We start from the raw sequence: 8664 nt of genomic DNA on the forward strand, positions 1-8664 counted from the left end.
AGAGTAGATATGCACTATATAGATAATATTTTATTTCTGACCCTTATGCTGGTTGGTTTTGGGCTTTTTTTTAGAAGTCTCAAGGAGCTTGCTCGCAATGTCAACTTAGGCAGGGATATAGACCGCTCGGATCGCAAAAAAGAGCGTTGGCTGCTCATGGGGCGAGTGGCTCTGGGTCAGGGTAAAATGACGAAGAGACCGATATCGGGAATCTTGCATATCTTGGTGTATTTAGGATTTATTATCGTAAACTTAGAACTGGTTGAAATTTTTATAGATGGTCTTTTTGGGACGCATCGGTTTTTAGCAGGCGTATTGAGTATGCCTATCTATAATCTATTTGTAGCGGTTTTAGAAGTCATGGCATTTTTAGTCGCAGTTTCGATTGTTATTTTCTTTATTAGGAGAAATATAGTTCATGTGAGGCGATTAAATATGAAAGAACTCTTGGGCTGGCCCAAGAATGATGCCAACTGGATCCTGGTTATAGAATTCTCTTTGATGTTCGCTTTCTTTATTATGAATGCTTCTGATCTGGTAATGATGAGCCGAAAGGGAGAGGTGCATGGTTTCTATCCCATAAGCCAGATGTTTTTTAGTTTATTGGGGAGATTAGAGGGAAGTACGCTGCATATTCTGGAGAAGGGAGCTTGGTGGTTCCATATCATAGGTGTCTTCTTTTTTATGAATTACCTTTACTATTCTAAACATCTCCACATTATATTCGCTTTTCCCAATACGTGGTTCGCCAATCTTCAAAAGAAAGGACGGTTTAATAATCTGGATTCGGTTACCCAAGAAATTAAGTTGATGATGGACCCTCAAGCAGATCCTTATACTGTTACTTCTGCAGAAGGTGACTCCCAGGTCGCACCAGATAAGTTTGGAGCGAGTGATGTTTTTGATTTGAATAAGATACAATTACTCAATGCTTATTCATGTACGGAATGTGGGCGATGTACAGCAGTATGTCCGGCTAATATCACTGGGAAAAAACTCTCACCACGTCTCATTATGATGGCTACGAGAGATCGCCTAGAAGAGGTGGGGAGGAATATCAATAAGAACGGAAAATTTGTTGAAGATGGTAAAAAGCTTTTGGACGATTATATTTCGCGTGAGGAATTATGGGCTTGTACTACTTGTAATGCTTGTGTAGAGGCGTGTCCTGTAATGATTGATCCGCTCTCTATTATTTTTGAAATGCGTAGGTATCTGGTGATGGAACAATCAGCTGCTCCACAACCCCTTAATATGATGATGACGAATATTGAGAACAATGCTGCCCCCTGGCAATATAATCAGGCGGACCGCTTAAATTGGGCTTATGAAAATTGATATCATGTATTATTATAAATAAAATAATATGATCCGACTCAAAAATCGGTAATTGTAACGACATATGGATTTCACGATAAAAACAATGGCCGATTTTATGGCTGAAGGCAAATCTCCGGAAGTACTGTTCTGGGTCGGGTGTGCTGGAAGTTTTGACGATCGCGCTAAGAAAATTACAAAGGCCTTTGCTAAGCTTCTCAATAAAATAGGTGTGGAATTTGCCGTTCTAGGTCAGGAAGAAAGCTGTACCGGAGATCCTGCAAAACGTGCTGGAAATGAATTTGTATTCCAAATGATGGCTTTAACCAATATTGAGATACTCAATACCTATGAAGTAAAAAAGATTGTCACCGCTTGTCCTCATTGTTTTAATACTCTTAAAAATGAGTATCCCGCTTTAGGCGGAAATTATCAAGTGCTACACCACACTCAGTTTCTAAAACAATTGATGTCTGAAGGGAGGTTAAAAATAGAGGGAGGAAGTTTTAAAGGCAAAAAAATTACCTTCCACGATCCTTGTTATCTAGGACGTGCCAATGATGAATATGAAGCGCCAAGAAAATTATTGGAAAAACTCGACGCCGAGCTTATTGAAATGAAGCGTTGCCGGGCCAATGGACTTTGCTGTGGAGCTGGAGGAGCACAAATGTTTAAAGAACCCGAAAAAGGCAATAAAGACATTAATATAGAAAGAACAGAGGAAGCTTTGGACTTAAAGCCTCACATTGTTGCTACAGGGTGTCCTTTTTGTAATACCATGATTACAGATGGGGTGAAACATTTTGAGAAACATGAAGAAGTGCAGGTGAAAGATATTGTGGAGCTCATTGCTGAAGCTCAAGAATTATAGACGATAATTTAAAAATACCATGAAAATAGAATCTTCAGAAGTGATAGAAACCAATGACTATCGTGTTATCACTTATCCCGCGAGTAGAAGTTTTACGGCTAAAGAAGCCAAGGATATTACCGAGCGCCTTTATGATTTCTTAGGCGGGTGGCAGGCTCATGGAAAAGACCTTTCGGCTTCCTTTAAGATAGAAAGGAATCAATTTATTATCATTTGTGTGGATGAGGAGAAAGAAATGGCATCTGGATGTAGTATTGATGCATTAGGAAAGCTGATACATGCCATTGATGATGAGTATCAATTGGGGCTATTTGACCGAATGAAGGCTTGTTATTTAGAAGAGGGAGAAGTAAAAACCTTACAATTGAAAGATTTTCGGTCCAAGCTAAAAAGTGGTGAGATTAGCCGTGATATAGAAGTTTTCGATTTTTCCAAAAACACCTATTTAGATTTTTTGAGTAACTTTTTACGCCCTTTTTCAGAGAGTTGGGCTCGAGATATTGCTTAACAATTATTCGCTTCATATGTGTAAATATGGTATATCTATTGGGTTGCTATTTATAGGATTGGCTACAGTTTCTTGTCGCCAGGAAGAGGGAGGTCTCCAGAGAATGGAGCAGGTAATTCATTTCTATATTCAAAATCCTCAGGGAGGGGATCTTTTGAATCCGAATGATTCCTTAGGTTATGCGAATAGAGTGAATTTTGTAGATCTCAATGCGGATAGGCTAGATGTACAGATAGGAGAGGTGACCCCACAAATAGATGAGGGAGGGAAAAACTATCTCGAATACACCGCCGGAGCTACGAGAGTTTTGGTAGATTCTGTGAAAGATCAGAAAAAATATATTTCAGACTTTGTAATCAAGTACCAAAATAGAGAGGGAGATACAAAATCCATGAGCAATGACACCCTACATGTCGCCTATTTATGGAGTCCTTCTATTTTTAGGATCTCAGAGATCTTACTCAACCGCAAAAAAATCACTGAACCCACAGTGGGCTCCCCTTCAAAAGTGGTTATCACCAAATAGAATATGCGCCACTTAAATCTTTAGAATTTTATCATTTACAACATGGTTTTTTTAACTTTGCAAAATAATTGAGAGTATGTTACAAGTTAGTTTTTTGCGTGATCAGAAAGCACGCGTTTTAGAAGGTTTGCAAAAGAGAAATTTCAAAAATATAGCGTTGGTAGATCAGGCTATATCCGAGGATGATCAGCGGAAAAAGATCCAATTTGAACTAGATGAGCAACTTTCCGAAATGAATAAAATCGCGAAAGAAATAGGTAGCTTGCTAAAAGAAGGAAAAAAGACAGAAGCAGAAGAGGCGAAGCAAAAAACAGCAGATATCAAAGAGAGAAGTAAGACGCTTCAACAGGAGCTTACTAAAATAGAAAAGTCCCTTCAGCATATTCTTTATCAAATTCCCAATATCCCGCACGATCTGGTAAAAGCGGGAACATCAGAGGTTGATAATGAGGTGGTATTTCAGAGTTGTGAGGTAGTAGGATTAGGAGTAGGAGCGATTCCTCATTGGGAACTGGCTACCAAATATAATATCATTAATTTTGAGCTCGGGGTTAAAATTACTGGAGCAGGTTTCCCTGTGTATTGGGGTAAAGGGGCCCGCTTACAACGAGGCTTAGTGCAGTATTTCCTAGATAAAAATACAGCAGCAGGCTATATAGAAGTAAATCCGCCACATGTGGTTAATGAAGCTTCAGGCTATGGTACAGGGCAATTGCCGGATAAGGAAGGGCAAATGTATTATATCAATCAAGAACAGCTATACCTTATTCCTACTGCAGAAGTACCTGTGACCAATCTGTACCGCGATGAGCTTTTGGATGAAAAACAGTTGCCGATAAAACATACTGCTTTCTCACAATGTTATAGAAGAGAGGCCGGATCTTACGGTGCCCATGTGCGGGGATTAAACAGGCTGCACCAGTTTGAAAAAGTTGAATTGGTGAGGATAGAGAAACCCGAAAACTCTTATGCAGCATTAGATGAAATGGTAGAGCATGTAAAAGAGATTCTCAACGATCTTAATCTTCCTTTCCGTATTTTGAGATTATGTGGTGGCGATACTGGATTTGCTTCCGCTATGACCTATGATTTTGAGGTGTGGAGTGCTGCACAGGAAAAGTGGCTGGAAGTGAGTTCCGTTTCCAATGTGGAGACTTTTCAATCTAGCCGACTTAAGTGTCGTTATAAAGCAGGAGGGAAAACACAACTTGTTCATACTTTAAATGGTTCTGCTATGGCATTACCGAGAATTATGGCGGCTATCTTAGAGAATAATCAAACCGCCGAAGGTATTAGCATTCCTGATAAATTACGTCCTTATACGGGTTTTGATAAAATATAAAAAACTTGATTCAAAATAAAAAAGCACTCAATTAATTTGGGTGCTTTGTTTTTTTAATGTTTATGAGAGGAGGTCCCCATGCTATGGCAACTCTCACTGTCTTTAGAGATTCCCATACCCTCTGCAGAGGGAGAGACATAAGGAATACCGATTTCCATACCGCGTAGGATAAAAAGACCTCCGAGTACGATCATCACAATAGGGATGATTCGCATTACTTTTGATCGGAACGCTTGATTCATAAGGTTTCCCATTAATACAATGGCAAACATAAAGGGTAGGGTACCAAGACCAAATAGTCCCATAAAAGCGGCACTTTGAGCTATACCGCCAGCAGCTAAAGACGCCGTTAGCGCCATATATACCATACCACAGGGTAGCAAACCATTTAGCAGTCCTGTGAAAAAACGCGAACGATAATCCGCTTTCCGGATAAATAAGCCGAGTTTTAGCTTTACTTGTAGCAAAGCCTGGTTAATAAAAGGGATTTTAGCAGAAAAATCTTTTCCACCGAAAGAGAATAAGGCCATTACAATAAGTAGTATTCCCACGGCGATACTCAAAATACGCTGAAATCCTGCCATTTCGAAACCTTCACCTATAATACCTAATAATCCACCCAGCATAGTATAGGTAAAAATACGTCCAAATTGATAAGTGAGGTTTTGTAAATAAAAGTTCGTTTGCTGTTTCTTAGTCAACCCCATAGATAGGGCAATCGGGCCACACATGCCCACACAATGAAATCCGGAAGCAAATCCTAATCCTATGGCTGATATGATTAATGTGGAGTCCATATAAGGTTATAATCAATCTGATATTCTGTTCCTTTATTCTCTTTCCAGCTTACTTTTAAAGTATATGATCCTTCTTTAAGAATACCTGCTCGAGCAGGTATAAAGAAAGCATTATCTTGATCCAATACCACCTCTTTCTGAATGTCGAGATTGGAATCATCCGTTCTAAATAAATAAAATTTGAATTTTGAGTTGCTATTATCAAACTGTTTAGGGAATGCAATTTTAATGCCTTCAGCACTCTGGCTATAAGAAGGTTTTTGCTCTAAATTTTCTGCAGCCTTTTTAGCGTTGATGACATTTTGATAATTCAACTCGTCTTCATAATAATTCTCAGATACCATTTCGGAGGTCTGATATCCGCGGGTATAAAAGAATATCATTCCCAATATAAAAACTATAAACCCAGCTAGAGCGAGGACCATACCGTGTCCCCATGTAAATTTTGATTTCATAATTACAGTGCCATTTTAAAGGGGCCTTCAAAAAAGGTTTTATAGGAGTCAATCAGTTCTCCTTTCAAATCATAAACTCCAATCACAATATTTTGTTTAGAAAAATTAATTTCTTCTGTAGGAAAAGATATATTCATTGTCCCTTTGGTGGAGGCATCCCGCTTCATAATAATTTTATTCATCGCTCCGATAATTTCAATTTCCCCTTTTTCAGGGCTGATCACTTTTATGGTTACTATTTTATCTTCATTACTCTTGTTTAACAAGGTATAATTGTAAGAATTTACAATACGGTTATCTTTCAGGTAGTAAGTCGTGCCGGCGGGTTTTATAAACTTACCTTCCACATCAGATCGATTCAGGAGGAGTGAGAGGGAACCAACGACCAGTAGAAGTAGTACCATGGCATAGGCTTTCATCCTGAGGGTAATCCTAAATTTTTCACCTTTTTCTATCTCATCTTCGGAGGCGTAGCGGACCAATCCTCTAGGAAGACCTATTTTATCCATCACATCATCGCAGGCATCAATACAAGCCGTACAGTTGATGCATTCCAACTGCTGTCCATTTCGGATATCTATACCCGTTGGGCAAACGACTACACATTGACCACAATCAATACAATCCCCTTTTCCCGCTGCCTTTCGGTCTTCATTTTTCCTCCATTTAGAGCGATTTTCACCACGCTTAAAGTCGTAAAATACATTAATGGTTTGCTTATCTATAAGTACTCCTTGTAGTCTACCGTATGGACATACCAAGGTACATACTTGTTCTCGGAACCAGGCGAATACAAAATAGAAAGCCGCAGTGAAAAGAATCATGACTAAAAAGTTATCATAATTTTTAATAGGACCTTCCTTAACGATCTGTACCACTCTTTCGTAACCTACGATATATGAAAACATGAGATGCGAAACAACAAGCGAAATCAGAATAAAAAGAGTCCATTTGAGGGCTCTCTTCCATATTTTTTCGGTGGTCCACGGTTGGGAGTCCAAACGAATCTGCTTATTTCTGTCGCCTTCTATCATATATTCTATTTTACGAAAAACACCTTCCATAAATATAGTCTGAGGGCATATCCATCCACAGAAAATCCTTCCGAACACCACTGTAAATAGGGTAATGAAGATAAGGCCGGTGATCACTCCTATGGTAAGAATAAAGAAATCTTGAGGGTAAAAGGGCTGACCAAATATAAAAAACTCGCGGTCTAGAATATTAAATTTTAATAGAGGATTACCATTAATCTTTATGAAAGGCAAAACAAAAAATATGATTAATAAGACATTTCCTACTAGATTTCGGTAGTTGGTATATCTACCTTTCGGTTTTCTAGGGAATACCCATTTACGGTTGCCTGTATTGTCCATAGTGCCTACGGAATCGCGAAATGTTTCCGCTTCTACCACATAGGCGTTTTCAAAATCTGTTTTTTGTTTTTTTACTGACATGCTGGTTGATCCTTGTTAAAAAACATAAAAGTAATAGCCTCTGGCTATTACTTTCTTGGTGTTCCTTTTACCCATGGTGCAACTTCTCCTTGGGGAGCAGCTCCTCCCTGATCTTTGGTTATAGGAGGAATTTCTTGGTTGATATGGTATATGTAGGCTGCAATTTTTTCGGCATCTCTACCTGTAATAACGCCTTCTTTAATGAAAGCTCTCATGGCAGGATTATTTGGAGATCCATTTTCTAGCATCCAGAATACATTATGAAAAACATCCGCTTCTTTTTGATTAATCCAATAATCATCGGTTAAGTTAGGACCTATTCCTCCTTTACCTCCCTGGGAGTGGCAGGAAGCACAATTAGAGTTAAACATCTGTTCTCCTTCTGCGATATTAGCAGGATCATACTTCGCAGTTTCTACCGTAATTTTAGGTGCAGTTTTTTCATATTCTGCTATGGATGCTAATTGCTCTTTGTATTCTTTTTCATACTCTGTTAAGGGATGAGCATAATCCGTAAAGGCATAAGCTGTAATATAGACAACACAGAATATACATCCAAAGTAAAAGAGACCTAACCACCATTTCGGTAATGAATTATCCAACTCGGTGATTCCATCAAACCCATGGTCGATAATCATATCTTGTTCTTCAGCATTCGATTGCTTTTTAAAGCCCGAGTCCAATAATCTTTTATAGAAGGGCGTTTGCTTGGCCTCAATATATTTTTTTTTCTCTTCTTCTGTTAGTTTTTGAAATCGATTATTTTCAATAAGGTCACTAATTCCATCGGCTATAAATACCATAATTCCAGATATAATCATGGTTGCCCAGAAATAGGGTGAGCTTAGGAAAGAAGCGCTTTGCACGAACATATAGTAAACAATCATTAATAATGCCACAACAATGATAATGTTTACCAATACGGGTGTTTTAGGTTTCATATTGTATTTTTCTTAATGTATATTTTTATTGATTTTTCTCACCATCCTCTAATGGTGCATTTTCCCTCTCCCTATAATATTTTTTAGGTTTTTTAAAGACCACAAAAATCAATCCGATAAAAAACATCATAAATAAGATCAATGCAAGGATCTGGTAGAGACCTCCATTCTCTCCATTGCTTAAAATGTCTTTAAAGTTTTGAGGGATCATTATTTATATCTTTTAATTATTGCTCGCTGTTTGAACATCGGTTGTTTTAATATCGGTACCCAATCTCTGCAGATAAGCGATAAGGGCTATAATTTCTCGATTTTCTAGTGGGATAAATTTATTTCCTTTCAGAGCTTGCTCTTTTTCTACCTGTTCTTTAATATCCGCAGCTTCTGCGTAAATTTTGGTGGTAATGCTTTTGGCCTGGTTATTGGCCCATGCAGTTGCCGAGTCGATCT

The 8664-nt window shown here is 38.4% G+C and carries 11 protein-coding genes; 5 read left to right on the forward strand and 6 right to left on the reverse strand.

The window, feature by feature from the left end; translation table 11 throughout:
- Nucleotides 1-9 precede the first annotated feature (9 nt).
- From GNY06_RS12920 to serS, 5 genes are all read left to right on the forward strand, one after another.
- On the forward strand, nt 10-1338 hold the full coding sequence (locus GNY06_RS12920; protein ID WP_166520468.1) for a (Fe-S)-binding protein: 1329 nt from the start codon (nt 10-12) through the stop codon (nt 1336-1338).
- 64 nt (nt 1339-1402) lie between these two features.
- Complete coding sequence (locus GNY06_RS12925) at nt 1403-2188, forward strand: (Fe-S)-binding protein (RefSeq protein WP_166520469.1); 786 nt, start codon at nt 1403-1405, stop codon at nt 2186-2188.
- A 19-nt stretch (nt 2189-2207) separates the two neighbouring features.
- Entirely contained in the window at nt 2208-2696 is a 489-nt protein-coding gene (locus GNY06_RS12930) for a hypothetical protein (RefSeq protein WP_166520470.1), read from the forward strand.
- Between the two features lie 16 nt (nt 2697-2712).
- The gene (locus GNY06_RS12935; RefSeq protein WP_166520471.1) at nt 2713-3222 is read left to right on the forward strand and encodes a hypothetical protein; all 510 of its coding nucleotides are present in this window, start codon (nt 2713-2715) and stop codon (nt 3220-3222) included.
- Nucleotides 3223-3298: 76 nt separating this feature from the next.
- On the forward strand, nt 3299-4564 hold the full coding sequence (serS, locus tag GNY06_RS12940; protein ID WP_166520472.1) for a serine--tRNA ligase: 1266 nt from the start codon (nt 3299-3301) through the stop codon (nt 4562-4564).
- Between the two features lie 53 nt (nt 4565-4617).
- Here the strand turns inward: serS and GNY06_RS12945 are convergent, their stop codons facing one another.
- The 6 genes from GNY06_RS12945 to GNY06_RS12970 all read right to left on the reverse strand — a co-directional run.
- Nucleotides 4618-5361, reverse strand: a complete 744-nt coding sequence (locus GNY06_RS12945) for a sulfite exporter TauE/SafE family protein (RefSeq protein WP_166520473.1) — start codon at nt 5359-5361, stop codon at nt 4618-4620.
- A complete protein-coding gene (locus GNY06_RS12950) occupies nt 5346-5816 on the reverse strand; it encodes a FixH family protein (RefSeq protein WP_166520474.1) in 471 nt (156 codons plus the stop codon). The genes GNY06_RS12945 and GNY06_RS12950 overlap by 16 nt, the downstream gene beginning before the upstream one ends.
- 2 nt (nt 5817-5818) lie before the next feature.
- Nucleotides 5819-7273 carry a cytochrome c oxidase accessory protein CcoG gene (ccoG, locus tag GNY06_RS12955; RefSeq protein WP_166520475.1) on the reverse strand — a complete coding sequence of 485 codons (1455 nt, stop codon included), beginning with the start codon at nt 7271-7273 and terminating at the stop codon, nt 5819-5821.
- Nucleotides 7274-7320: 47 nt separating this feature from the next.
- Nucleotides 7321-8214 carry a c-type cytochrome gene (locus GNY06_RS12960; protein WP_166520476.1) on the reverse strand — a complete coding sequence of 298 codons (894 nt, stop codon included), beginning with the start codon at nt 8212-8214 and terminating at the stop codon, nt 7321-7323.
- A gap of 25 nt (nt 8215-8239) precedes the next feature.
- Nucleotides 8240-8425, reverse strand: a complete 186-nt coding sequence (locus GNY06_RS12965) for a CcoQ/FixQ family Cbb3-type cytochrome c oxidase assembly chaperone (RefSeq protein ID WP_166520477.1) — start codon at nt 8423-8425, stop codon at nt 8240-8242.
- 12 nt (nt 8426-8437) lie between these two features.
- The coding region (locus GNY06_RS12970) for a cbb3-type cytochrome c oxidase subunit II (protein ID WP_166520478.1) at nt 8438-8664 on the reverse strand (227 nt) is incomplete at its 5' end.

This window comes from Elizabethkingia argenteiflava, from assembly GCF_009904105.1.
Lineage (GTDB): Bacteria > Bacteroidota > Bacteroidia > Flavobacteriales > Weeksellaceae > Elizabethkingia > Elizabethkingia argenteiflava.

Coding starts and splice junctions, on each gene's coding strand:
- GNY06_RS12965 (WP_166520477.1), bottom strand. CDS start 8,425: ATGATCCCTCAAAACTTTAAAGACATTTTAAGCAATGGAGAGAATGGA.
- GNY06_RS12920 (WP_166520468.1), top strand. CDS start 10: ATGCACTATATAGATAATATTTTATTTCTGACCCTTATGCTGGTTGGT.
- serS (WP_166520472.1), top strand. CDS start 3,299: ATGTTACAAGTTAGTTTTTTGCGTGATCAGAAAGCACGCGTTTTAGAA.
- GNY06_RS12960 (WP_166520476.1), bottom strand. CDS start 8,214: ATGAAACCTAAAACACCCGTATTGGTAAACATTATCATTGTTGTGGCA.
- GNY06_RS12935 (WP_166520471.1), top strand. CDS start 2,713: ATGTGTAAATATGGTATATCTATTGGGTTGCTATTTATAGGATTGGCT.
- ccoG (WP_166520475.1), bottom strand. CDS start 7,273: ATGTCAGTAAAAAAACAAAAAACAGATTTTGAAAACGCCTATGTGGTA.
- GNY06_RS12945 (WP_166520473.1), bottom strand. CDS start 5,361: ATGGACTCCACATTAATCATATCAGCCATAGGATTAGGATTTGCTTCC.
- GNY06_RS12925 (WP_166520469.1), top strand. CDS start 1,403: ATGGATTTCACGATAAAAACAATGGCCGATTTTATGGCTGAAGGCAAA.
- GNY06_RS12950 (WP_166520474.1), bottom strand. CDS start 5,816: ATGAAATCAAAATTTACATGGGGACACGGTATGGTCCTCGCTCTAGCT.
- GNY06_RS12930 (WP_166520470.1), top strand. CDS start 2,208: ATGAAAATAGAATCTTCAGAAGTGATAGAAACCAATGACTATCGTGTT.